The sequence below is a fragment of the Chloroflexota bacterium genome (assembly GCA_026710945.1).
Taxonomy (GTDB): Bacteria; Chloroflexota; UBA11872; order VXOZ01; family VXOZ01; genus VXOZ01.
The window spans coordinates 1-24,544 of the sequence record JAPOQA010000058.1; the positions used below are offsets into that span (position 1 = coordinate 1).

A 24,544-nucleotide genomic window follows, 5' to 3' on the forward strand; every position below is an offset into this window, starting at 1 on the left:
CCAATACCTCCCACGCCCGGTCGGAAATATCGTGGCGGCGGTGCGCCGGCGCTGCGGCTGTTGCTGACATAGCTCCCATCCTGCTACATTGGTTACTACCTCAGCTTATCACTACAAGCCTACTTTGACGACACACCCTAGGGTGCCCGCATTCAAGGCCGGATTCTGTTGGCAAGCGCATACGGCTGAATCGGAGAGGCGACCGAACCTAACTCGGGGAACCCTCTGCTGCGAGTTCGCTTTGGCCTCCGTACAATCCCGCGCCTATCACAAATAGGCAGACCGATCCAACAAACAGCAAGAGCTGGCTGACCGTGAGATGCAGCACGACGTCTGGATCGGAGAGAAGCAGCGCTAGTACCATGTTTATGAAGCCAGCTAGTCCGATGACTACCAGCCCGTAGGAGGCCAGCTTATAGATATTCATGCTGCCAAGCCTCGCCGCGAGACCAAACCCAACCAGAAGGGTGGAGGGTTTGCTCGGGCCGAGCGGGCTGGGTCTCGTGGGCCCGCCGAATGCGCTCACGGCCATGGTGCCAATAATCATCACCGGCCTCACTGTGGACTACGCCATTCAGACTGTTTCGCACTATCGCGAGCAGCGCGTATCCGGCGAGACGGTCGCTTTGGCAGTCCGGACGGACGGGGCTGCGCAACGTCACGATCCCGCTGGTGCTGGCTGCGGTGACGACAATCGTGAGCCTGCTGGCGGGACTCTTCTCTCCGATAAATATCATCGGCGATTTCGGCATCATCGCGGGACTGGGCGTTGTGTTGAGCCTCATTGTGATGCTGACGTTGCTGCCGGCGGGACGGTCGAGGATCGACCGTCGCCGCGAGGCACGCGGCACGTTACGCCAGCCCCGCCTGATTTCGACGGCGTTTCCCGGTGTGGAGCGGTTGGCCGAGGGGCTGGGGCGGGAGGTCACCCGCGCTCCCGTGCCTTACTTCCTCATCGTGGCGGTGACGACGATTGCCCTTGGATTTGCGGCCACGGGACTAAAAGCGGAATTCAGCATCCGTGACCTCCTGCCCAGTGATGGGAGTGTGATGGCAGATATCGATACTCTCGATGTTGCGATTGGAGGCTCCACGGAGATCGTCAGTGTGCTGGTAAAAGCTGAGGCGACGGAGACTCGCTCGTTACTCAACCTGCAGGACCTTACCACCGCCTTTGAGAACGAGTCTCTGCGTCCAAGCGCAGCGGCGGGACCAATCCGGACATCGTATGAACTGCTGCTTCGGGACTGGATTCACGATAGCGGAGAGCCGGGGGACAACTACGACCCGGAACTGGCCGCGCTCTTCAGTCAAGCCAGCGACGACATGGAACTTGATCCAGAACTCATGCAGATGATTCTGGACAGACTGGGGTCGCAAGAGCCCTCCCTCGCGCATCTTCTTGTCAACGACCCGGGCGGGATTGACGCAATATTGCTCCAATTCGAGGCCTTCACCGGAGACCCCGCGGCATCCAGAGCACTCCAGGGAGACATTGAAGCTCTCTGGTTTGGCGATGACGACGCCATCACGGCGACTTCCGAGACAATTGTCTCTTTTGCGGTCACGGACGCGATCAGGGACCGGCAGACGGAGTCTATCGGCACGACCGTTGCGGTAGCGGTTGGCGTGCTGGCTATATTCTTCTGGTTGACGGTGCGGCAGCCGGCACTGGCCGTCATCGCGGTGGGGCCGACCTTCCTCGTGCTCATCTCAGTGCTGGGCACGATGGCATTGTTGGACATTCCCTATACCATCATCACGTCAATCATCACGGCGCTCTCCATCGGCATAGGGGTTGATTACACCATCCATGTGATTCACCGCTACCGCGAAGAGTACGGCCGCCGGCGGGACCCGGAACAGGCGGCTATCCGTACGCTCGCCACCACCGGCTCGGCGCTGCTGGGATCGGCTTTGACGACGGGGCTCGGCATTGGTGTGCTCATTGCCTCCCCACTGTTGGCGTCCCAACAGTTCGCTATCACCGCGGCCATCACGATTCTCTACTCGCTGATCGTATCGATTTTGGTGGTGCCGCCCCTGATGACAATTTGGGGCTCGTACCAAAACGTGCGGCTGCGCTCTAACTTGCGACAGATGGCAGCCGATCTCGACCAGCAGATGGAGGCTGTGTATCAGCGCAGCGAGCAGGCACCGTAGTCAGCGGCCCCAAGGACTATTGCCGGGGGCCGGTTGGACCGACCGTAAGGTCTATTGTGGGGAAAGTGCCAGAACTGTGGCACGCCCAACAGTGCAGCAATTCAGGTGCGTTGACTCTAGGGCCGGGTATGCGGAATCTCTAAGCGCCAGCGTGTGCAGAGACTGAGAGCACATAGGAACTGGTGCCTATGTGGGTGGACCGAGGGGGGTGACCCCCGACTTCTGCGATGCGAACGCTGCGCTCTTCCACTGAGCTACCGGCCCAAAGTGAGGCCTGGCGGGTGCGTTAGCCGAGCGGAACGATGGCGGCGCGTTCTTGGTTCGCGACCAGGGGTCTTTCATCGGACGCCGGCATTACACTTTGCCGGGAAAGCTAGAAGACCATGGAAAACTCTAGCCCCAGCAGATGGGTGTGCCATCCTCTCGCAGGGCGCAGGTGAAGAAGGGCCCGCTGCTGGTGGCCGTGAATAGCTCTCCAGCAGGCGGCCACGCCTGTCCGGACCACCCACCCTAATGTGGGACCCATAGGCGCCGCCTCAGCAGACCGGAGACCCGTCTCTTTGTAGTGCACAGACAAGAGAAGTCTTCTGCGCCAATTGCCACAAGGGTCTGCCCTTCGAGGGGCGAAGCCTTATACGTAGCGGGCGAAGAGCGCGATCGGCGCCTGTATCGCACGCGCCGTCATGTTACGGCCCCCACATCTCACCCGCTACGGCCTGCATCACCCTACGGGAGCGCTAAACGGAACACGGTTCCCCAGAAGGTGAGCACGTACACCTCGCCATCGGCATCGGTGCCGAATGACGAAACCGGCCGCTGGATGTCGGCGATCTCAACCACGGCGCCGCCATTCGGAGGTAGCGCCCACAGTTGCCCGCGGCAGAAGTCCGAGAAGAGGTAGTGCCCGACGAGCGCCTGGATGGCCTCCCCCCGGTACACCACGCCGCCCGAGACCGAGCAACCGAGGTGGTGGCCGTACTCCGCCACGGGCAGGATGGTGCCGGCCGGATCACACCCCGTTGCGGGACTGTTGCAATGTGAGCCTTCGAGCCGATTCCAACCGTAATTGCCACCAGCCTCGATGTGGTTAATCTCCTCAAAGTCTGATCTCCCCACATCACCCGCCCACAGCACGCCGGTTGCCGGATCGAACGCCATGCGCCACGGGTTGCGGAGCCCATACGCCCAGATCTCGGGTCGCGCCCCCGGTACATCGACGAACGGGTTGTCGGGCGGGACGGTGTATGGCGAGGATTCTGAGGCCTCGCGGACGTCGATGCGAATGACACTGCCCAGCAGGGTCTCGAGATTCTGGGAATCGCGGTCCGATCCACCGTCGCCCAATCCGAGATACAGCATCCCGTCAGGCCCGAAGCGGATACTGCCGCCGTTGTGGTTCGCATACGGCTTTTCGATTTCTATGACCATGAGCTCGGAGTCGGAATGCACGCGTCGCAGGTCAGCGAGGTCCACCGTGAAGCGGGAGAGCCGCGTTGTGTACGGCACCGCACCCTGCACTGAGTAGAAGAGCCAGAGGTGGCCGGTCTCCTCGAACCGTGGGTCAAGGGCGACACTGAGCAAGCCCTCCTCGTTGCCCTCCATCGTTACGCGGTCAGTGATGTCGAGCAATTCGACGGCCTCGTCGCCATCCGGGTGCAGCAGCAGGATACGGCCTTCCCGCTCGGCTACGAATACGCCGGGACCAGCTCCGTCGGCTGGCCCAATCGGGTACGCGCCAATCTCGATCGGCTGCTCGAACTCCCGTCCGCCGAACACCTCCTGGAGTGCGACCGCGAGCGGAACCGGAGAGTCCTGGGGCGTGACCGCCGGCGCGACGCGAACCGGCACCGGACTGCCCGGAATCTCCCCGCTCAGTTGGTTCCCGTGGAGCCACAACGAGGTAAGGCTCGCGAGGTTGCCCAACTCCGGTGGAATCTCCCCACTCAGTTGGTTTTCGCCGAGCCTCAGTTCTCTCAGGTAGGTTAGGTTACCCAACTCCGGCGGTATCTCCCCAATCAACTGGTTGTACCCGAGCCTCAGCGCGCTCAGGTTGGCGAGGTTACCCAGCTCCGGCGGAATTTCCCCGCTCAACTGGTTGTGGTTGAGCCACAGCGAGGTGAGCCTAGGGAGGTTGCCCAACTCCGGCGGAATCTTTCCGCTCAACTGGTTCCGGTAGAGCCACATCCATTCCAAGTTCGCGAGGCTGCCCAATTCCGACGGTATTGCCCCACTCAACTGGTTTGCTTCGAGGGACAGCGCTTTCAGATTGGTGAGGCTACCGAGTTGCGGCGGAATTTCCCCGCTCAGCGCGTTTTCATGGAGGAACATCCATCTCAGGTTGGCGAGGCGACCCAACTCCGGCGGTATTGCCCCGCTCAACCGGTTGTTGTCGAGCAACAGCGTGGTGAGGCGAGCGAGGTCACCCAACGCCGGCGGTATATCTCCGCTCAACAGGTTTCGCTGGAGCCGCAGATCCGCGAGGTTGGCAAGGCTGCCCAACTCCGGTGGTATGTCCCCACTCAGTTGGTTCCAGTCAAGGCGCAGATCCGTGAGGCTGGCAAGGTTGCCCAACGCCGGCGGAATCTCTCCGCTCAATTGGTTGTGGTTGAGCCTCAGTTCCGTCAGGTTGGTGAGGTTGCCCAACTCCGGCGGAATCTCCCCGCTTAACTGGTTCCGCAGGAGCCTCAGTTCTCTCAGGTTGGTTAGATTTCCCAGCTCCGGCGGAATCTTCCCGCTTAACTGGTTGTTATTGAGCCACAGTGAGGTGAGGCTGGTGAGGTTGCCCAACTCCGGCGGAATCTCCCCGCTCAACTGGTTCCGCTGGAGGCGCAGTTCTATGACGTGTCCTCTTGCGTCAACCGTAACCCCGTGCCACTCTCCAACTGGCGCACTGCTCAGCCACTTGCCACTGTACTTCCAATTCTCGCCGTTCGTGGCGTTGAATAGGGCGACGAGCGCCTCTCGGTCCCGTGGCACCTCCGCCTCCAAACACTCGTCGAATACCTCATACCCAATCAGTTCGCGCATTGTCATGAAGCCCGGCACGAACTTACAGTCGGCGGCGAGAACCGCACTCAGCGCGAGCAGCGCCAAGAGAATACCGAGTATGAGCCCAATAAGGCGTTTCAACGAAGCCACTCCTTTTGCGGCGCGTGGATTCCTCCGGCTTGCTACAGCAGCCGGCTCGCGCTGTGCGCCGCAAGCGTATACGCATGTTTAGAGCCCAGGGGTCCCTGGAGAGAGAGTTGATGTGTAAGTTCTCTATACTCTAGCATAAGGAATGCATAGAACGGCGTGGTTAGGGCGGATGGAAGAAGTGGATTTAGACGTTTCCCCTCGGGGAAGAATTAGCGTAACCTTGCCGGACACCTCGTACCTATCAACCCGGTCTGAACACTCCAGGGAGAGGGGATCATCTCGCCTGAAGAGGGGGGCTTTTTGCCTACCACCCTGGGTAGTGCAAGGTGTAGCCTGATGTTGACGCGCACGATACAGGAGATTAGAGTGTCGTCCTCCGGCGCAGAAGACGTCTCATGGGAGGTCTGGTTGCAATCGCTCCTTTAGAGCAAGGCTTTCGCAGTCCCAGTTGTGCCCAGGCTTGAGTGCCCATGGATCCCGCAGTAACCGTGAGATGAACGCAGACGCCCGGCAATGAACAGGTTGACACAACTCGCTGAGCGCAAATGAAGGAGCGCGCCGGCGCGACCCGGGACAGGCGGCTATCCGCACACTCGCCACCTCCGGCTCGGCGCTGATGGGCCCCGCGCTTACAACAGCACACGGCATTGGTGTGCTGATTGAGTCCCCTTTGCTGGCACCTCAGCAGTTTGCCATCACGGCGGCAAATACCATCGCCTACTCGCTGGTGTTTTCCATCCTGGTGGTCCCGCCCGCAATGGCGGTCTGGGGTGCGTACCAAAATGTGCGGCTGCGCTCGAGCTTGCGGCAGATGGCAACCGATCTCGCCTAGGAGATTGATGCCTTTCATCAGCGGCAAGCGCAGGGATCATGAACGGCGGCAATTCGGATGGTTCTGACCATCTTAGCAATCAGGTAGGTTGTCGAGATTGTCTGAGCAATTGGAGTTGCGTTCGGTTCGAAGATATTTTCCTGTTGAACCGTTCACAACTTCGACATTCGCTATTCTGCCAATGATATCCTTCACGTAATAGATGTGCAGCCTCTGCTCTATCTCTCTGATCGCCAATGACTTGCTAGTACGGCCCCACGAACCGCATAGTGCGGTTATGTCTCCGTATCCGTCCTTACCGGTGCGAAGTACTCTTAGGTTTGCCACTTTCGCCTCCTTGTGGCTGTAAGTTGGACTACATCTAAGTCCATCATACACTAGACTTGTGCAGTTGCGCAAGTACCCTAGTTTGGAGGCGATTCTGTGGGCTCCTGCTTGCCGATCAGACCTAATTCCTCTAGTCGAATCTCCAGCATCGATCGCGAGACTTTCCACCTGGAAGCAGTGCCGGAAAAGTCATTCAATGCTCCAGCTGCAACTTCGCAACGGACCAAATCCTCTGGCAACAACAGGTGAGCAGCCAGCTTGTTTGCGTTTACTTCGCGGATGCGTTGGGATTCTGTAAGTTCTGGTGATTCTGGAGGAAGGCAGTAAACCTTTTCAGGCTTTTCGGGGAAGTCAAATGCAAGCTGATCGGGGTCGTCGGCGTCATAGATCCAATGCGCTAGCTCATGAGCAAGTGTGAAGCGCTCTGGCCCAATGTATCGATCAAAGAGAGACTCGTGCCGCAAATTGAGCACAATCTGCCGGTCGCCAGGAGCCAAGGCACCCAGAATGATCTCACCGGGAACTGCTGGTATATTGTCCCATAGGATTTCTAACCCATAAGTTCGCTCGATAATCATCTCGATAGGCACAGGCAAGTCCACCTGTACGCCGAACTTTATGGCATGACGGGCGAGAACTTTGCTTGCGGTTTGAGAGTGCTGGTAATCGGGGCGAGGGTATGTTCGACGCGGCATCAGGAGTCGCGATCTTTCCACCGGCGCAGAAACTCAAGTGAGCGCTGGGGATCAGATGCGAAGCTCTCCATCAAGTCTGGAGGCATCCTCTTTGCCACCAGAAGTAACTCCTCAAAATCGCAATCCAAGGCACTTGCGATTTTATCAAGAAGATCATCGCTAGGGATCTCGCGACCGGCTTCGATCTTAGAGATGTGTGGAGCACCGACGTTTACTTTCTCGGCAAGATCCCTCTGAGTCAAGTTTCGCAACAAACGTTCACGCTTAATTCGCTGGCCGATTGTCTCCATGCTACTCAGTAGGACTCAATTCATGCTGCCCTTTATTCGTGAAAGCACCCAACTTTTGTAGTGAAATCCCTTTGTACATGGAGCGCTTCGCTTGGTTGGGCTGACTTGGGTGGAACATAACATCTAGTGTGAGCAAGCATCAAGTTCTATCTCTTCCCTATCCTCAGGATTGAGTTTGGATGGTGGACCGAGGGGGATTTGAACCCCCGACTTCTGCGATGCGAACGCAGCGCTCTCCCACTGAGCTACCGGCCCGAGAATTGTCTGTGCAAGGCAGTGCTCGGCTTTAGCGTGGCAATGTTGCGTGTTGCGATTGTGTGCTGGCGCTAGCCGAGCGGAACGATGATGGCGCGCTTGGAATCGCGGCCGAAGGTCTCGAAGCGGACTACGCCATCAATTTTGGCAAAGAGGGTGTGGTCCTTGCCGATACCGACGTTCTCGCCCGGGCGAATTGGGGTGCCGCGCTGGCGCACGAGAATGTTTCCGGCGCGCACTAATTCCCCGTCGGTGCGCTTGACGCCCAGTCGTCTGCCTGCGCTATCCCGACCGTTACGGCTGCTGCCGCCGGCTTTCTTTTGTGCCACTTGTTCGTTACTCCTCGTTTTTGTTGGAGGGACGCGGAATGACCGCGAGTCCCTCCTCGTCTCGGTTATTGGCTCTGCGTATTAATGGAATCTATTTCCAGAATTGTGCGCGTATGCCGGTGACCGGAGAGATGGCGGTAGCGGTTCTTCCGCTTGTACTTGAGGACAAGCACTTTGCTATCTTTCTCTTCCGCGATCACCTGAGCGCTGATGCTGGCGCCGTCAATTACCGGAGTGCCGACGGTAACGCCATCATCTGTGGACGCCAGCAGTACGGAATCCAGGGTAATCTCACTGCCCGGTTCTGCTTCCAGTCTCTCTACAGCGATACGGTCTCCGGGGCTGACCCGATATTGCTTGCCAGCGATTTCGACGACTGCGAACACGATGTTCCTCGTTTATATAGATGCACGACTTCTTAGGTATTCAAGAGACAGGGCCGAATGCGCACCTACCCAAGGGTCAGTGCTGCCCTGCATTGCTTAGGATAGCAATGGCGAGGCGGAAGTGTCAACAGAGGGTTTGCATGCGGATTGCGCGCAGCTTGCTGAGATGGGATCGTCGATAGCTTTGAGACTCGCAGTATTCAAGTAGTCCATGGTTCGACACTTCGGCGAGTTCAGGCAAGGCAACTCACCAAGCACGGTAAATCGGGCTTGCTGTGAACAGATGTCCGACTGTTGCGCGAGGCTTTGTGCAATGCGTCCGCACGGCCGTCAGTGCAACCCCGCACGTCTCTATTGCCGCGACAGTGGCAGCGGATTGTGCAACGACTCGAGCTTGGCGGGGTCGAGGGTAACGCCGAGACCGGCGCCGGTGGGAACGCGCAGGTAGCCGTTGTCCCACTCCCAGGGCTCCACGAGCACGTCATCGGTGTACATGAGCGGCCCGATGAGGTCCGAAGGCCAGTCAATACGCCACGAAGAAGCGGCAAGCGCCAGTTGCGCCGCTGTGCCGACGCCGAGCTCCACCGTACTGCCAAGCAGCGCGTGCAAGCCAGCGGCTTCGGCAATAGCGATTACTTTCTTCGCGCGGTAGATACCGCCGCATCCCACGGTGGAAACGTTGAAGACGTCCACGGCTTCATGGCGGACGAGTTCCAGGGCGTATTCCTGCGTGCTAACGTGCTCCAGTATCGGCGTGTCAACGGACTTGCGTACCTGAGCCATGCCGGCAACGTTTTCTTTGTCAATTGGCGTCTCCACGCCGGAAATGTTGTACTTCTCCAGGCGGCGCATAAAGGTAATGGCCTCATCAACGTCCCAGGCCGCGTTGGCGTCGAGCTTTAGGTTCAAGTCATAGCCGCCGATCTCGCGAAACAGCTTAATGCGCGCTTCGTCAAGATCGATATCCCGGCCGACCTTAAACTTGAAGGCGTCGAAGCCTTGCGCGAGTTTCTCCTGAATCTCGGGAACCATGGCCTCGGGTTCACGAATGTAGGCAACCCAGGATACCCAAACGCTCTTCCGCAAGTGCCCGCCGGCTAAGGAGGTGGCGGAAGTTCCGTAGGACTTTCCCATAATGTCATAACATGCAGTGTCGATCGCGCAGTCTATAAGACCGCCGGTGCGCACCTCCAAAGAGAGCCGCTCCATGTCGCTTGGGTCCCGTCCGACGAGAAGTGAGTTCAGTTTACCGGCAACATTCTCAATCTCCATTGGAGACCCATCGACCATACGCATTTTTGGATCGATGTCGGAGATCTCGCCGATACCCACGATGCCGGCGTCGGTTTCTACTTCGAGGATGTAGAAATAGGAGAGCTCCACGGGAGCGGCGCCAGGATTCTTCCGGCCCTCTTGGCCGCCGGAGGTCAGCGTGGCGTATTGCCGGGAAACGGCAACGGGATGGATGTTAAGGTTTACGATTTTCACGCAATTCTCTCCTTGAGCTACGCGTCCCCTTCAAGACTAATGGGATTGCTCCACGCCCGGCGCCCTTGAAAGTCAACGCACTCTAAGCGCAAATAGGTATGCTCGTTTCGCAGCGAATAGTGGGCGGATGTGATGGGATCGCCCTGTGGTGATCTGATTGCTTGTCCATGCGAGCGTTCGGACATAAAGGCGATCGTGCGGACCGGTGAAGTCTTGGCGGAGGCCACACCGTCTTCGAGGCGAAAATCGTAGATCTCCGGCCCTTGGGAGGAGTAGAAGTCTCCACTTCCAATCGCATCCAAGATTGTCTCCGATGTGCACGATTCCGCTTTCGCCATGACCCAGCCGCCACCGGCATCGGGTAGCTTCCAGTGGGCGTCGTCTACGGCCAAGCCAAAGAGCGGCCGTTTGCGGTCGAGCAGTCCGTCCCAGAGATACGTGCTGTCGCCCTTGTTGATACTCAATTGTGTCCCGTAATTGAAGACCTCCAGGCCGGTAGCACCTTCCAAGTGCGTGAGATCGGTGGTGACGTGACCCAGCCAGTAGGGATGCGCCAGCACAGCCAGCCCGCCGTCCGCGCGAATGGCATCGATTGCACCCTGCGCATCCAGGTCCGGCGGTTGTACGAGCATGTCGCGCAGACCAAGTCCGACGATATGGTAGCCGCCTCCGGCGCGGGTGTCGTCACCATTCAGCTCCATACCCGGGATGAGCACGGGACTGCGCGTTGGCGGTTCATCAAAGAGTGTGAGTGAACGATGATCGGTGATCGAGAGAAAGTCGTAGCCCGTAGTCCAGTACCACAAACACACCATCTCCGGAGTATAGAGGCCGTCAGAATTCGTGGAGTGGGTGTGGAGATTGCCCTTGTACCAGTTCCCCGGCTTTTGAAAGACAGTCATTGGCTCAGATGCTCGCTTTCTCTTTGCTAAAGGACGGACGCGGCGGCGCAGTTCACTGTACCCATCTTACCGCATCGCAGTGGCGGCAAAGGCACAAAGACCAAGTACGTTTGGCAGTTGATCGAGATTCACGCGGCGTTGCGACAATCCGCTATTGAGAAGATGTGCCCAGACTTTGGGTCTACGACACGCGGAATTCAGCCAAAGCGTCCTCATTGAGCGTTATGCCAAAACCCGGTCTATCCGGCGGCGCGAGCATGCCGTCATCGTCCAACATGAGCGTTTCTTTGAACGTCTTGCCCCACATGGGGTCAACGGTATCGCGATAATACTCAAGGATCAGCCCATTGGGGATGCCGGTAACGAGGTGAATGTGCACGTCTTGTGATCCATGGGGCGCGATCACCAGATCATGGGAGGCGGCAAGCGCGGCAATGCGGCGAAACTCCGTAACCCCGCCGCAGATATTGGCATCGGCATTGAGGATGCTGGCTGCTTGGTGCTGAATCAGGTCGCGGAATCCGTAGCGCGTGTATTCGTTCTCGCCGGTAGCAATGGGGATAGTCGTTGCTTGGGCCACGCGGGCACAGCCCGCATAGTCGTCTGCGCCCACCGGCTCCTCAAACCAGTAGATGTCGTACTTCTCCATCTGCGCTGCTATGCGGATGGCTTCGTGAGCAGGATAGGCATTGTTCGCGTCTACCATCACTTCCACGTCCGGCCCCACCGTCTCGCGGACGACGCGCACGCGTTCCACGTCTTCACCAATCGGCGCGCCGCCAATCTTCATCTTTACCGCCCGCGCGCCCAGACGCAGGTTCTCTGCCATCTCGTCCGCCAGCTCTTTGAGGCCCTTGCCTTCCTCGTAGTAGCCGCCGGCGATGTAGACCGGGATGCGTTCCGCATAGCCGCCGAGTAGTTGGTGCACGGATTTGCCCGTTGCTTTGCCGACCAGGTCCCAGAGGGCGATGTCCAGGCTTGAGATGGTGCGCGTCTCTGTGCCGCGCCTTCCTACAAGTTTCGGCACCCACAGGGCATGCCAGTGTCGTTCCACGTTGAAGGGGTCTGCGCCGATGAGCAGGGGCTTGAATTGCTCCAGGAGGGAAGGATTGACACCGCCTAATCCAAGACCGGTGAGGCCGGCATCAGTCTCAATTTCCACCACGGAGAGCGTAACGTCGGTGTACGTGAACATGCCGTTGCGGATTGGCTTCCGGCGGGGCCAACGGTAGAGACGATGCGTGATGTCAGTAACTCTCATGTTTCGCCCTTTGTCTGTTGTTAGACTTCATTTCCGGTTGAGTTGTGCGGAAGTGCCACGGCAGAATTCGCTTTCAGGATTGACAGCACTAATAGGCCGGCTGCCTAAAAACGGCAATTACCGTACGTAGGAGGATGCGAATATCAAAGTAAATCGACCAGTTCTCGATGTAATAGAGGTCGTACTGCGTGCGTTGATCGATGGGCACGTCGCCGCGCAGGCCGTTGACTTGCGCCCAACCGGTCATGCCGGCCTTTTCGCGGTGCCGTTCCATGTAGCGTGGAATTTCGGCGCTGAATTGCCTAACATACTGCGGCTGTTCCGCACGAGGTCCGACCAGGCTCATGTGGCCGATGAGAACATTGATCAGATTGGGTAGCTCATCTACGGAAAACCGCCTGAGGAACTTGCCCAAGCGGGTGCGTCGCGGGTCATTGGGCACGGTCCAGTCGCGGCCTTCTTGGGCGGCAACATCTGCCACCATCGTGCGAAACTTGATGATTGGGAATGCTTTGCCGTCTCGTCCTACCCGCTCCTGGATGAAGAAGGTGGGGCCTGCCGAGTCAAGACGGATCAAGAGGGCAACGAGCAGCAGCGGTCCCGAGAGAACGATCAATGTGATGGCAGCGACCACAAGATCCAACGAGCGCTTTGCCATGCGGTGCCAAACGGCGAGACGAGGTTCCTTAACGGTAAGAAGTGGCAGACCGGAAATCTCGTCTACTTGGATGGTTGTGACCAGGAACTGAAAGAGATCCGGATGCACTCGTATGTGTACGTTCTCCGTGGGGCACAGGTCAAGAATGCGCAGCAATTCAACCGTATTGAGTGCAGGCAACGTAATGATGACTTCCTTCACGTCATACTGGGAGATGACGATCGGTAGTAGGTCGATTTCGCCAAGCAAGGGGTAGCTGAGTTGAAGGACGTTGTCGTCGGGGTCGTCATCCAGGATTCCGACTACTTCATAGCCGAGTTGCTGAAGGCGCTGGAAGTGCACGTCAACGATTGCGCTGCCAGCCCCGTGTCCCACGATGAGTGTGCGCACCGTCCCCATGTTTCGCTGGTGAAGCACGCCGCGAGCGAAGGATACAAGCGCCCGCTCGAATGTGAGGAAAAAGACGCTCAGAATCGCCGCATAGCCGATGAGCAACCGGGAGTATTCGAATCCTGTGCGCCCGAAAAAAGCGGTTAAACCGACCGCTACAACCGTCCCCAGCGCAACGGCAGGCAGAATCTTGAGGAGGTATTCTTCCGCCGGTACGTGTTGATGGGAGCGATAATGCCCATTAATGAGCATCGTGCCCATGTATACGACGGTTATGAGTAACCAAAAGCGGTAATACATCTGCAGGGAATGGGCTTCCTCCGGTGGCGGCCAACCTAACGTGAAACGCACGTAATAGGAACAAAGTACGGCAAGGCCGATCGCCAATGCGTCAAGAACGAGCCACAGCGGCACAATGATGAGGCGCAGATCTCCATTAAGTGTCATGGCCCCCTCCCTCCTAGAACGCTGAAAGCCGCGGGGCGTGGTGGGTATCGCGTCGCGCCCATACCCGGAGCATTGCTGCGAAAAAGAAAGTCCAGATTGCAGTGAATACGAGGACATTCAAGACAGTTGGGTTTTGGGGCGCTTGGTGCTTGGCATAGAACAAGTGCATAGAGCGGAAAAACTCAAATGTCATACGGCCTGGACGTTGGCGGCTGCTTTCGCCTTTCAGGTGGCGCACTGCAACCGCCGGCCAATACCATACTTGCCATCCAGCTTGCTTTATGCGGTAGCAGAGGTCAAGGTCTTCACCGTACATGAAGAACGAGTCATCCAGCAGGCCGGCCTCAGCCAGCGCGTCGCGGCGTATGAACATAAATGCGCCGACCACCGCATCCAAGGGATAGCACTGATTGGGATCGAGATACGTGAGGTTGTATCCGGCGGTTACACGAGACTTAGGAAACCGTTTCGCGAGACCGCAAGCTTTCATGAGCGCATTCCAAGGTGTTGGAAATGAACGTCGGCAGGCCAGATCCAAGCTCCCGTCGGCGCGAACGAGTCTCGGCCCAACAATACCCCACTGCGGGTTTTTCTCCATGACGGCGTGTAATTGTGAGAGTGCAGAAGGCGGGAGTTCTGTGTCCGGGTTGAGCAAGAGAACGTAGCGACCGCGTGCCCGGGCGAGCGCAAGGTTGTTTCCCGCCGCGAAGCCGATGTGCGGCGATCCCAGGATGCGTTGCGCTGCCGGAAATTCGTCCTGCACCATTGCAAGTGACTCGTCAGTGCCGTTATCCACCACAAACACTTCACACTGATCCGCAAAGTCGCTGGCATAGACCGAAGCGAGGCACGTGCGCAGCAGCGCCACGACGTTGTGGGTGACAACGATAATGGAGAGCTCGATAGGAGCCGTACCCATTGCTTTCATTGGCCTCGACGCAGTCGCCGCCCTTGACGAAGTCGCCATCGCCACCAGACTCCTACCGGATACCCAAGCATTTTGGCAATGTCGCCCACTACGCGTATGAGCAAGATACTACCAAACGAAGAGACAAGGCTCTTCTTGTTTCTTGACGCGGGATCTGTGAGTGCACGAAGGAGCGGTTTGCGGGAGCCCGCAACAATCGCCAACGCGAGCAGCGCCCACCACAGTGGATTCTGCCTGCCGCGCCAAAGCAGAATAGACCCGAGAACATAAGCAGTGTAACGGAGCGCGTGGCGGCCCGGCCACAGGTTAGCTTTGCCGTCACCCCGGGCATAGCGATAGTACTGCAGAAAGAACGCCTTAAGGTGCGGGCGCGGTCGAAAGCGCACGCTCGCCGCCGGCTGAAACACAACGTGGGCGCCAACCGCTTTACAATTGAAGTCGAAGACTACGTCTTCGCAGTAGTCGAGCCACTCTGGATATCCAGCCGCTTTTTTCCACAATTCACGGCGAAATGCCACGGAGCGGCTTGAAGCAAGGTAGGATGCTTCACGGATTTCGCTTACCAGAGGAAGCGTCGTCACGGCCAGCAGTTCCTCAAATCGTGTACGAGGGTCCGGCCGCGAATAGCCGCTAACCATGTTTACATCCGGCCGGTCCTCGAACGGACGCACCAATTCTTCAAGCCAGTAATTAGGCAGCGTAACGCCGGCATCGGTGACAGCGATAATGTCGCCGGTGGCGGCGCGAATGGCGGCATTGCGACCCTCCGCAATGTTGGCGCCTGGTAGTTCAAGCAGGACGATGTGAGACTGGATTCCGGCTTCCGCCGGAATGACAGAGTGCTGTCGCGCTACCGCAAAGTCCCGCAGCAAAGGGACTGTACCGTCGGTTGACCCGCCGTCAGCAATGACGATCTCGTCCGGTTGGCGGCCCTGTGCTTCGAGCGATTTCAGTAGTGCAGGCAGAGCTGCTTCCTCGTTCCACACCGTAAATATCAGTGAGACTCTAGACATACCCATCACGTGACTCATGCAGGCGCCCGTAAAACTCGAGCAGGCGAGGCGTGAAACGGCGCCAATCGTAGAGTTCCTCCGCAAGTCGCTTGGCTGCCAGGCCTTGCTCCTGCGCCAATAGACGATCGCGCAAGAGATCGACCACATGTCCGGCTAAGTCCTCCGGGGTGTCGCCAATGCGCACGTGCTCGCCGGGTGCAGCTTCTATACCCTCGATGCCGATGCTCGTGGTCGCAACCGGCTTTGCCCATAAGAAAGATTCGAGTATTTTCACGCGCATGCCGCTTCCCGCCTGAACCGGTACCACCGAGACCCACGCGCTGCCGAGGGCTTGCGCGAACTCTCTGTCGTCCAAGTAGCCCAGTGACTGTATCCCCGGCTGGCGGAGCCAGCGCCTTTCAAGGCCGACACCGGATCCGGCAACGATGAATTCCACGGTTGGGACTTCAGAGCGAATGAGCGGCCAGACTTTTGTGCAGAACCAGCGCAAGCCATCCCGATTCGGTCGATAGTCCAGCTTTCCTGCGAAAAATAGGCGCGGTAAAGGAGCGAGGGGTACGCCCTGGGCGCCTTGCTTCTCAGGGTCGACGCCGATAGGAATGACCGTATGCGGCTTGCCGCTGGAGAGGGGTTCTAGGTAGCTTTCATCAACTTTGGAAACGGTGATCCAGCCGTCGCTCGAGGCGAGCGCATTCGACTCATACTGGCGCAGTCTGCGGGCTTGGATGCGAGAGTACCAGCGCCCTAAGCTCTGGGAAGTGGCTGATATGCGCTCTTGGAGCAAATATTCCACATTGTGCTCGTCGAGAACGAGCAGACTGTTCGGACTCTCCCTTCGTGCCAAGGCAAGATGGGGGACCATTTCCAAGCCCTCGAATTGAATGAGATCGAAGTGCTGATGTGCCAGAATGAATCGCAAGCGTTCTGCAAAGGCCTCGCTCTGGAGCCTAAACGCGAGATCCGGCTCCGAACTCCGTAACAGGTGAAGTATGCGGTCGCGAAGAGTTGACTGGGGCCGGGCTACCCATCCTGCCCAACTGCAAATCTCTTTTAGTGCTGTTAGATCAGTGTCGGAGTCGCCAAAGCACAATACATACACTTGGTGTTGGGTAGCAGCGCCAGCGATGAGTTGATAGTTGCGGATTGCCGGGCCGGCGTGAGGCGGCCACGGCGGTTGCGGCGTAAGAAAGAGGACTCGCATCAGTGTGGTCCTGCAGCCTCGCGGTAGACGGCAAGCGTTTGCTGAGCCGCAGTGCGCCACGAGAACTGCTTCACGCGTGCGTGCCCTCCGGCGATCATGCCGTCGCGCAGCGCCGTGTCATCCAAGAGAGTCGTGATGCCATGCGCAATCGCTGCGGCGGAGTTTGGATCTACGAGGATGGCAGCATCCCCGGCAACTTCTGCCATGCTGCCGAAGTTTGAGGTGATGACGGGGCAGCCGCATGCCATCGCCTCAAGTATGGGCAACCCAAATCCTTCGTAGAGAGATGGGAACAGGAGACAGACGGCGCTGGTATAGAGCATCGGTAGCTTGGCGTCGTCCACGAAACCGAGAAACTTGACCTGGTCCTGTAGGCGATGCCCCTGGACTGCCTCGAGGACATTTTCGTATTGATAGCCCCGGCCGCCGGCAAAGACGAGTTGGGGACGGTCTCTGCGAGGCAGCACGTCATATGCCTCAATTACTCGTTCCAGATTCTTGCGTGCTTCAATGGTGCCAACGACGAGGATATACGGCTCAGAAATACCAAGACGACGTCTGATGCGTTCGCAACTAGCCTCTGGGCGCGTATAGTAAGCCGGATCCACTGCCTCGTAAACGCTGATAACCTTCTCCGGTGCGATGGAAATGCGGTTTAGGACTTCATGCCGGGTGAATTCCGATACCGTGATAACCCGGGCTGTACGAGGTAGTGTGCGAAAAACCTGGGTGTAGTAGAGAAGACTGGCAGAATCGTAGGCTTCCGGATGCGCCAAGAAGGAGAGATCGTGAATGGTAACCACGCTCTCCCACCCTTTCCGTTTCGGTGCCACGTGGTCAGGGCTATGCAATACGTCTAGCCGCTGAGCCGCAATTTCCGCTGCCAGGAACCACCGCTCCACGGGATGGTGGGCAGGAGTAAAGACTCTACGACAGCGCATTCGGGGGGCTTGCAGGAGAGCTTCGCGTTCTCGTCTACTTTGGAGTAGGACTAACTCCATTTCAGCATTGGCGGACTCCGGAAACTCCCGAATTAGGTTTCGGATATAGCGGCCGATTCCTGTGCGATTGTAGTAGTGGAGGCGACAATCAATGCCGATCTTCATGCGTTGTTGCAGGGCTCACGTGAAATTCCATTTGATCCAACTCGCTTAGGGTCCTCGTGGAAGAGGAGGCCATTGGAGTAATCATAGCATCACAAGGTGTCTTCAGTAGAGTGTTTGGAGTCTCGCCCAACCCAAGCGGCGGCAACGCCAAGCCCGGCAACTAGCCAGAATAGTGTTGCCATGTGAGGATAGACGACGTAGTGTTGGTCGAACAGTCCGGTTACGAGCGCTCCCAACAGGCCTGCAAGAGCGCCGAGCGCCACCCATTCACTGTCCGGTGTCAAGCCTCTACGCCATCCTTGCAGCATGCTCCAGAGCGCTGCCCCAACTGCCAGGCTGAAGGCGGCGAGCGTGACAAATCCACCCAATTCGGCCAGTTGTAAATAAATGCTCGATACGCCGACGAAGGTGTCGATGGTGGGCGGCGGCCCGAATCCCACGCCAAGCAAAGGATGATCTTGAATGAGGTTGAATGACTTAGAATACTCATCCAAACGCATCGCTGCCGCCCGATCCTGTGCGCGCAATCCCGATAAGAGATGCAGGAGCATGGCACGAGTTTGAGGCAGAGCGGCGATCGTAATGCCGCCAAGAGGATAGAGCCAAAACAGCCACCGGTAGCGGAGGGTTGTGAGAACTACAATCGCCGCGCCGCTCCCTAGGAGTGCGGCACGCGAACGCGTGAGCAGAAGACAGAGCAGCAAAAGCCCAAGCAGGCCGAGCAACCACCATCTTCGTGGGTGGCTGGCCCATAGCGCCACGCCAAAGGCGATGGCGAATACCAAGGCACCGCCCAGCATATTAGGATCGATGCTCGTTCCCGTCGCGCGTAGCAAGGGAGTGTCGGCTATGTATCGCAGCACGCCGCCCCCAACCGGATAGCCTATTCGCCCCAACTGAGAAAGTATCTTGATTGAATAAGCTGGGGGAATTAAGTAAAGAACGACACCTATCAAGGCCTGGCCGGCGGCGAATACAAGAAACCACGTGGCCGCGCGTCGAGCTGCTTGCTCAGTTTGCAACCACGTGACGAGCATAACGAAAATGAAAGCGCTCGAGGCCAATTTAATTGAATGAGTGATGGCATCTTCAGACATGCCAAAGCGCAGACCGTTGCCGGCGGCAACTAACAAGAGGAGGACGTAGAGCGCAACGGCAACAACCGATACGCGGCTAGGCAAACGAAGACGATGTGTACACACTTGCCACGCGAACAGAAAAAGCAGCGCGCCGGTTGCAAGGTCTAGGAAACTGAAGCGAAAGCCAACGCGGAACGGCAGGGTGCCGAATGGTAGTAACCAGATGATTGCCATTAACCCGATGACTGCTAGGCCCGGGGAGAAGGCAACGGCAACGCTCCCAACTAGGCCCACCAGGAGAAAGAGAAGCGTAAACGGCGAGTAGCTCACCGCTCCCCAGCCGATAGCGATGCCCAGCAGAATTGCAATGAGCAAAAAGAGGACCGTCCAGGAGATGCGGCCCAAAGCTTCGCTGCGCAGGAGACCGGCCGGTAGTCCCAAACTCACCGCTGGCGCTCTTTTCTCATTCGCCGGAGACTCCTTTGCCGATCATGTCTGTAAACTTGGCCTGCCGATTGACCTGGAATTCGCTATGTGACGGGCGGCAACGCGAAGCAATGTGCGTTGTGATGGGCGCAGAATTGCAGAGAAGCAAGGTTAGGCAATCGCAAAATCACGCCTGCGCAATAGTGGCTGAGAGTCCCTTCCACGGGAAGTTGAGGCGTGCAAAGCTTTGCGCCGGCAATGCATTTTGGGATTCGCAGCCACCGGTGCTTCCTGTTAGAGTTGCTCTTCTCCGTTCGTGCCGGCACGGTGCTCTGCAGCAGTGATGAACTGTCCACCCTCGATGTGCCTGCTCTGCTCTTCGTAGCTCGTGCTGTAGTGAATCTCGATGCGCATTTGTTGGAAGCACGTGTCGCTACGCCCCATGACATCCTTGAATAGGCTATACCCGACCGGAGCATCGCTGTTGCTGGATTCCTCGAATTCTTCCACAAGGTCATAGCCCTTGCGCGCCATCACTGCAACAGTTTCGCTACATCTGTTGCAGCGCACGTAGTACCAGAAGAGATTGGGGTCGGCGGTTGGATCGGCGTCTTTGACGTTGTCAGCGTCATTGCCTGATTCGAACAGAAGACGTTTTAGGTACTTCATCGGCGGTTCCACTCCCTTGTCTTGCGATTGTTCAATGACTTACTGAAGGCTGCTTGCCTCTCTTGACTCCTATTGTACGAATTTTCTCCGGGTGACGATGGTGGGGCCAATGCTTAGACATTGGGGCAGTGAGAGGCGAATTGAGTGCGGTCGAGTGGAGTTGCATCCTCTATTGCGGCCGGTCTCCGTTATCAAGCAAGCGCTCATTGCCACACCATTCAAGATTTACGCGGTTGTTCTTCATGCCACCGGCTGTACTGTTCACAGTACAAACCCGCCAATTAGGGAATCTATCTAAAGTCCGCATATCATGTGCCGAGCGCCAGCGTGGATTGTCCGGTAGTCTATTGCCTGAGCGGCAATACCCACGGTCCCATCAGCTCTTCTATCTTTGACAGGTCAGTCGTTATCTGCCCCTGGACGACGCGGCGTTTGCGTAGCATGGAGGGGATGAGGGCGATACCTGCAAGCTGTCCCCGCAAGCGTGCGCGCGCCGCTTCACCTCGAAAGTTGCGCAAGGCTTCGACGGTAATGGCGAACTGCTGTCCAATTATCCGTCTCCAGTATCGCCGCCAGAAATGCCCGGGGACGTCTTTCACTGCGACAGCAATGAAGTTTCGTCCGCAATAGTAGCTGGCAAGCGCCCCGCCGCCGGTCGCAGAGACGTGATGGAAGACCTGGGCTTCTGGAACATAGAGACACCGAAATCCGCGAAGATTAGCGCGCCAGTTTAGGTCAACGTCTTCGCAATAGGAGACAAGGTCTTCGTCGAAGAAGCCAATAGTGTCTAAGAGGCTCCGGCGGTAGGCGCAAGCCGCCCCTTGTGCGCCAAACACCCAGCCGCGTTCGTTATAGTCCGGTCCGTCCTGCTCCCATACCCCGCGGTTTCCCGGCACGCCGTCGCAGCCGTAGTAGTCTCCAGCGGAGTGCAGGCGGCTACGATCCTGATATAGGGAGACCTTGCATGCAAATGACGCTGCAGTGGGATGGCCGTGTGCCGCGGCCACAAGCTCTTCAAGCCAGGTTGGCGCCGCTTCCGTATCATTGTTTAGCAGGACGATCAGGTTTCCTGTAGCAACATCGAACGCCGCTTTCACGCCGCGAGCAAAGCCAAGGTTTCGTTCGAGGGCCACGACGCGTACCCACGGATACTCCTGCTGCAGCATGTCTCTCGTACCGTCGACAGAACCATTTTCTGCCACAACCACCTCAAAATCTCGGTGGGTCTGCTGCAAAAGAGAATCCAGGCAGGCGCGCAGCAGGTCTCTGCCGTTCCAGGTCGGAATGAGGACACTCACGGACAGGGGAGCAACGAGTGATTCCTCTGCGCGTGTTTCCGGCTTGTCATTCGAGTCTTTGAGCATCAATTCAAGCTCTTCGTGTCGGATGGACTACGTGATAGGGGAGACTAGGACCCCAAATCAGCCCTTGGGTGACAGGGCGCTTGCGCAGGCTGGGTAAGCGGCTGAAGGCGATAAGACTATAGGACTCCACGTCGTCCACCAGGTCTGCACTCCTGCTGAATCTCCACCGGCCGAGAATCTGACGCCGACAGCCATGGGCATGGTCATCTAACCGGGGAAATCGTCAGCGGTTCTCTGCGTTGAATCAGGTCTTAGAGGGATTTTCTTGAGATTCGGGTGATTTCTACTCTTAAAGTAGTGATTTAACAAAGTCTTATGCTATAGTAGATTCGTGAATTGGCCTGTAACTACCCTCTAGTTCAAGTCAATTATAGCATCGTCGCTGGCAATCGTTGCTCCCACCTGCAGTTTCCGGGGGAGTAGTGTGTCCGTGGCAAAGTTCTCCTCCATTTGGCATGCACGCCATGCTGATTCTTGTAACCCTGTGTGTCGTTCATACCTGTCCTGAGTGAGGCCAAGAAACATGTCACAAGTCATTAGCACAGACCGAAGCCGGTTCAAGCGGTATTGGGAGCAGCAAGCGATTCAATGCGCCGCTCATCAGCGTTGGGCTGAAGCCGAAAAGATTAATCGCTCGATCGTGAAACTCTGCCCGGATGATGTTGACGCGCACAATCGTCTCGGCAAGTCGCTGTGGGAGATGGGATTGTTGCATGAAGCGAAAGATGTCTACCGGCGAGCGCTGGAACTGGATCCTGTAAACGCAATTGCCGGGCGAAATCTGGAACGGCTCCGGTCCTCTTTGTGTGCTACCCCTGAGATTGCTAGCGCTGACGACATGCCTCATGTCCCTGCGGACATCTTCATTGCAGAATCCGGCAAGACGACAATAGTCAAGTTGCTTCCGCTTCCCAGAAAGCCGAGTAGTGCCCTGCCCTTGCCAGGAGATCCATTGCGTCTCCAACAACATGGCAGCATCATTCGGGTCGTAAGCCGCAATGGGGTGCCATTGGGGCAATTGGGCGCTGCGCTATCGCAACGGCTTGCATTCTTGATTGAATCCGGTAATCGCTTTGCAGCCGCGGTGGTGGGTATTCAAAGTGGTGACATTTTCATCGTGATCAAGGAGACGTATCAACACCCGAGCCTGGCCGGGCAGCACTCCTTCCCAAGTCAGAGTCGCGCGCAGAGCGGCAGGCTGGCTTTCGTTCGTCATTCAGCAGTTTCGCTGAAAAGCGATGCGGCGGATGAGTTCGGCGATGCCGATGACTGGGCCGATCTCGAAAAGGAAGCGGTCGATCATGACGATTTGATGATGGTGGAAGATGACTTCTAGCGTCAGATAAACCGCATTGTGTTGTCTATTTGGTTCCCGCCATGATCCTACCGCGACAAGCTTCGAGAGCGATTGCACTTTGTTTATTAGTTGCATTATTTGCTCTCGGATGTAGTACCCTTCCCTCACCGACCCCCTCGATTCAGGCGCCTGAGGAAGTTGCACGCCAGTCGGATGAGCGCATCGAGCAAATCTCGCGCGATGCTATTCTCATTGTCCGGCGCCTCAACATCAACAATCTGGCGTTCTTGCGTCAATCGCTAACCCCGGGCAAGTATCGTGTAGCGCTTGATTTTCTCATTCCTGAGATTCATTTACTGGCCCAGCAAGTCGTCGATGTTAGTGCAGATGGCACCGAGGAAGTTTCGGGTGGCTTGCTGGATGCTATTGATCCTCTTGCGCGGGCGGCAGCGGGATTTCGCCGCTACATCGATACGGAGCAGGATGCTGCTTTGGCTGCGGCCTATTCCCAACTCTCCGAGGCGCATTTTCAACTGGAATTCTTCCTTGCCAATACCAACTTGAGGGAAGGCCCAACGCTGCAGGACCTCCTCATTCAAGCAGGTCGAATCGAGATTTCAGCGGAGCCAACGGCAGTTTCTCGCGTAGTGCTGGGACCGTTTGCCAGCCTTGATGAGGCCCAAAAGGTGCAAGAGGCAGCGGCATTGCAAGGTGCTGTCATCAGGCAGGACGAAGTGCCCACGGTCTGGTTGGGGCCATTCCGCGTTGCGGCGGAGGCGCGGGCGGTGGCGGCACAGTGGCGGGAGCTCCGAGTCGCTGCAGCCGTGCACGAAGACACCGTGTATGAATTCCGCGCTGTCGAGGTTGCGCCGGTGCAGGGCCATACGTGGCGTGAGTTAGCCTGGTTTTCAGACTTGGAACTGTCGGCGCACTTCATTGCAGTGTCCCCTGAAGGAAGTGTCATCCTTGCCGGCGACACAAGTGGTGTGATACAGCGCCGAACAGGGCACGGCGCGCACGAGTGGACGCAGTCTTTCTCACTGCCCACGTTTGCGCTGGCGGTAACCCGCGAAGGAGAGAACATCTTTGCGGCAGGAATTGGCGCGCAGGCACTCAGCGGGATTGGAGAGGTGAGCTGGCGTGATTCCTTAGACGCATATGACGTCATTCTTGAGAGAGCAGAGATCAGCCATGACGGTGCATTCATGGTTGCCGCCACGTCCAATGCAGAAGGCCTTGGACAGGCGTTCGGCTTCCACCAGTCCGGCCTCGCGTGGGTTACTCCGCCATCGCTTGGGGTGAACAGCTCACACCTCTCATCAGACGGTACGCGAATTGCGCTGGGAGCGGTCGGCGAAGGTCGGTTTCACGTATTGGTGCTCAATGAGCGCGGCGAGAAACAGATGGGCTCAGATTTCTTTGAGCCGGTCGTTAGCGTCGCACTTGCCAATCTCGATCGAAAGCTCATTGTTCTCACCGATAGGCACGTGAGCCAATTCGACATCGCCTCGCAGCAAATTGAGTGGCAGGCGGCGGCCCGTGGACGCACTTTGGCGGTATCCCAACCCGGTGACATCATTTACGTCGGCGGTGTGCAAGGCATTACGGCTTTCGACCAGAGTGGCCGTCAGTTGTGGGCGCAAGACGCCATGCCCGTGTCTCAGATTGTGGCCAACTTCGACTATCTTATCGGTCTGTCGGAGAACATTCGTCTGGTCGTCGTCAAGTACGACGGCAGCATTCTCGGGACAGTGAGCCCACTGGTACCCATCCGCGATTTCGCCGTGGCCAACGACGGCAATCTCTTGGTCGTGCTTGACGAGGAAAACCGGCTCTCGGCCTGGCGTCTTCCGCCTGTTGCCTTATAGCGGCCGGAGCGTTCACGTACGAGGCAGAATGT

The 24,544-nt window shown here is 57.5% G+C and carries 22 protein-coding genes and 2 tRNA genes; 4 read left to right on the top strand and 20 right to left on the bottom strand.

Annotated features, from left to right (window positions below):
- Positions 1–208: 208 nt before the first annotated feature.
- Complete coding sequence (locus OXE05_11460) at positions 209–547, bottom strand: hypothetical protein (GenBank protein MCY4437934.1); 339 nt, start codon at positions 545–547, stop codon at positions 209–211.
- A gap of 125 nt (positions 548–672) precedes the next feature.
- Here OXE05_11460 and OXE05_11465 point away from each other — a divergent pair, with 125 nt between their 5' ends.
- Entirely contained in the window at positions 673–2,163 is a 1,491-nt protein-coding gene (locus tag OXE05_11465; GenBank protein ID MCY4437935.1) for an MMPL family transporter, read from the top strand.
- A gap of 195 nt (positions 2,164–2,358) precedes the next feature.
- Here OXE05_11465 and OXE05_11470 read toward each other — a convergent pair.
- Both OXE05_11470 and OXE05_11475 read right to left on the bottom strand, forming a co-directional pair.
- A tRNA-Ala gene (locus tag OXE05_11470) sits at positions 2,359–2,427 on the bottom strand.
- Positions 2,428–2,889: 462 nt separating this feature from the next.
- The gene (locus OXE05_11475; GenBank protein MCY4437936.1) at positions 2,890–5,292 is read right to left on the bottom strand and encodes a PQQ-dependent sugar dehydrogenase; all 2,403 of its coding nucleotides are present in this window, start codon (positions 5,290–5,292) and stop codon (positions 2,890–2,892) included.
- Positions 5,293–5,836: 544 nt separating this feature from the next.
- On the opposite strand from OXE05_11475, the gene OXE05_11480 reads away from it, so the two are divergent.
- Complete coding sequence (locus tag OXE05_11480; GenBank protein MCY4437937.1) at positions 5,837–6,133, top strand: MMPL family transporter; 297 nt, start codon at positions 5,837–5,839, stop codon at positions 6,131–6,133.
- Between the two features lie 72 nt (positions 6,134–6,205).
- On the opposite strand, the gene OXE05_11485 is transcribed toward OXE05_11480, so the two are convergent.
- The 17 genes from OXE05_11485 to OXE05_11565 all read right to left on the bottom strand — a co-directional run bounded on the left by OXE05_11485 (position 6,206) and on the right by OXE05_11565 (position 21,347).
- Positions 6,206–6,460 (bottom strand): DUF3892 domain-containing protein, encoded by a 255-nt coding sequence (locus OXE05_11485; protein ID MCY4437938.1) that lies wholly within the window; start codon positions 6,458–6,460, stop codon positions 6,206–6,208.
- A 77-nt stretch (positions 6,461–6,537) separates the two neighbouring features.
- Complete coding sequence (locus OXE05_11490; GenBank protein MCY4437939.1) at positions 6,538–7,050, bottom strand: ImmA/IrrE family metallo-endopeptidase; 513 nt, start codon at positions 7,048–7,050, stop codon at positions 6,538–6,540.
- A 104-nt stretch (positions 7,051–7,154) separates the two neighbouring features.
- Positions 7,155–7,445, bottom strand: coding sequence for a helix-turn-helix transcriptional regulator (locus OXE05_11495; protein ID MCY4437940.1), 291 nt, complete (start codon positions 7,443–7,445; stop codon positions 7,155–7,157).
- A 180-nt stretch (positions 7,446–7,625) separates the two neighbouring features.
- Positions 7,626–7,700 (bottom strand) — tRNA-Ala (locus OXE05_11500).
- A 71-nt stretch (positions 7,701–7,771) separates the two neighbouring features.
- On the bottom strand, positions 7,772–8,029 hold the full coding sequence (rpmA, locus tag OXE05_11505) for a 50S ribosomal protein L27 (GenBank protein MCY4437941.1): 258 nt from the start codon (positions 8,027–8,029) through the stop codon (positions 7,772–7,774).
- 65 nt (positions 8,030–8,094) lie between these two features.
- Entirely contained in the window at positions 8,095–8,415 is a 321-nt protein-coding gene (rplU, locus tag OXE05_11510) for a 50S ribosomal protein L21 (protein MCY4437942.1), read from the bottom strand.
- A gap of 351 nt (positions 8,416–8,766) precedes the next feature.
- Entirely contained in the window at positions 8,767–9,903 is a 1,137-nt protein-coding gene (locus OXE05_11515) for a hypothetical protein (GenBank protein ID MCY4437943.1), read from the bottom strand.
- A gap of 17 nt (positions 9,904–9,920) precedes the next feature.
- On the bottom strand, positions 9,921–10,805 hold the full coding sequence (locus OXE05_11520) for a CehA/McbA family metallohydrolase (protein ID MCY4437944.1): 885 nt from the start codon (positions 10,803–10,805) through the stop codon (positions 9,921–9,923).
- 181 nt (positions 10,806–10,986) lie between these two features.
- Positions 10,987–12,066, bottom strand: a complete 1,080-nt coding sequence (locus OXE05_11525) for a mandelate racemase/muconate lactonizing enzyme family protein (GenBank protein ID MCY4437945.1) — start codon at positions 12,064–12,066, stop codon at positions 10,987–10,989.
- 88 nt (positions 12,067–12,154) lie between these two features.
- The gene (locus tag OXE05_11530) at positions 12,155–13,561 is read right to left on the bottom strand and encodes a sugar transferase (protein MCY4437946.1); all 1,407 of its coding nucleotides are present in this window, start codon (positions 13,559–13,561) and stop codon (positions 12,155–12,157) included.
- A gap of 13 nt (positions 13,562–13,574) precedes the next feature.
- The gene (locus OXE05_11535) at positions 13,575–14,480 is read right to left on the bottom strand and encodes a glycosyltransferase family 2 protein (GenBank protein MCY4437947.1); all 906 of its coding nucleotides are present in this window, start codon (positions 14,478–14,480) and stop codon (positions 13,575–13,577) included.
- 5 nt (positions 14,481–14,485) lie between these two features.
- Positions 14,486–15,508: a glycosyltransferase gene (locus OXE05_11540; protein MCY4437948.1), complete on the bottom strand. Its 1,023-nt coding sequence runs from the start codon at positions 15,506–15,508 to the stop codon at positions 14,486–14,488.
- Positions 15,495–16,703 carry a glycosyltransferase family 4 protein gene (locus OXE05_11545; GenBank protein MCY4437949.1) on the bottom strand — a complete coding sequence of 403 codons (1,209 nt, stop codon included), beginning with the start codon at positions 16,701–16,703 and terminating at the stop codon, positions 15,495–15,497. Before OXE05_11545 ends, OXE05_11540 begins: the two co-directional genes overlap by 14 nt.
- The gene (locus OXE05_11550; protein MCY4437950.1) at positions 16,703–17,809 is read right to left on the bottom strand and encodes a glycosyltransferase family 1 protein; all 1,107 of its coding nucleotides are present in this window, start codon (positions 17,807–17,809) and stop codon (positions 16,703–16,705) included. The genes OXE05_11545 and OXE05_11550 overlap by 1 nt, the downstream gene beginning before the upstream one ends.
- A gap of 89 nt (positions 17,810–17,898) precedes the next feature.
- The gene (locus OXE05_11555; protein ID MCY4437951.1) at positions 17,899–19,335 is read right to left on the bottom strand and encodes an O-antigen ligase family protein; all 1,437 of its coding nucleotides are present in this window, start codon (positions 19,333–19,335) and stop codon (positions 17,899–17,901) included.
- Positions 19,336–19,608: 273 nt separating this feature from the next.
- A complete protein-coding gene (locus OXE05_11560) occupies positions 19,609–19,983 on the bottom strand; it encodes a hypothetical protein (GenBank protein ID MCY4437952.1) in 375 nt (124 codons plus the stop codon).
- A 344-nt stretch (positions 19,984–20,327) separates the two neighbouring features.
- Positions 20,328–21,347 (bottom strand): glycosyltransferase family 2 protein, encoded by a 1,020-nt coding sequence (locus OXE05_11565; protein MCY4437953.1) that lies wholly within the window; start codon positions 21,345–21,347, stop codon positions 20,328–20,330.
- Between the two features lie 523 nt (positions 21,348–21,870).
- Here OXE05_11565 and OXE05_11570 point away from each other — a divergent pair.
- Positions 21,871–22,683 (top strand): tetratricopeptide repeat protein, encoded by an 813-nt coding sequence (locus OXE05_11570; GenBank protein ID MCY4437954.1) that lies wholly within the window; start codon positions 21,871–21,873, stop codon positions 22,681–22,683.
- A gap of 248 nt (positions 22,684–22,931) precedes the next feature.
- On the top strand, positions 22,932–24,512 hold the full coding sequence (locus tag OXE05_11575) for a hypothetical protein (GenBank protein MCY4437955.1): 1,581 nt from the start codon (positions 22,932–22,934) through the stop codon (positions 24,510–24,512).
- Positions 24,513–24,544 lie beyond the last annotated feature (32 nt).